The 862-nt window shown below is 44.5% G+C and carries 1 protein-coding gene; it reads right to left on the bottom strand.

Annotated features, from left to right (window positions below):
• On the bottom strand, nt 1–862 hold an 862-nt coding region (locus tag A3735_RS05675; protein ID WP_156499438.1), incomplete at both ends, for a PAS domain S-box protein.

Raw genomic sequence — 862 nt, forward strand, 5'->3', positions numbered from 1 at the left:
GATCATTCACGATTTTAAAATCATCCAAATCAATAAACAGTACCGCAACACGCTCCTTTCTTCGCTTAGCTAATGCGATCGCTTCTTCCAGTTTTTCAAAGAACAAAGTCCGGTTACCTATCCCCGTTAAGGCATCAGAATGAGCAAGTTCTTTTAACTTATTCTCTAATGCCTTACGCTCGGTAATATCATTAGCCATGGCAACAACCCGCCCAGGTTGCAAGACTGCGTAGTGCCATTCACATAGAACAAGCTTATTCCTATTGGTCCGACTCCAACCCTCAGCAACCTTAACCTCTCGCCGATCAAACAGGTTCGCAATCATTCTACGAAACTTGTTCTGGTCTCCTAAGGGCACCACATAATCGTAAACAGATTGGCCAATGATATCTTCTGAAGCCCAAGCAAAAATTTGTTCTGCCTGATGATTCCATTCAATGATTTTGCCCTGACTATCCATAATCACCATTGCAGTGGGCGTATTATCAACCACAGTTCTAAGCCAAGAAGTGCGTTTATCCAAACGACGGTTCAAGCGCCAAACGTAAGCGAGAAAGCTCAGCAATATAATCGTAATCAGTGAGGCACCAAGCCCCCAACGTTTCACCAAGTCGGCACTAACCCCTTCCTCACTCCTGTAAAGAAAGTCGTCAAGCGAATAATCTGCAGACAGGCTGCCTTGCTCGACATAAACCTTGGCAATATGGTGCCAGCGTTTACTCGTCATATAGCCTGGGGAGATTAGCTCACTTTCTAGCAAGTCTTTCATCTTCTCTGCTTCAAACATTAAATGCGCTTTTGTATGTCGCTGGCTGTAGCGTTCATAGATCAGGTCTACAATTTCTGAGGGGTGATCCATAGC

The sequence above is a fragment of the Oleiphilus sp. HI0061 genome, assembly GCF_001635675.1.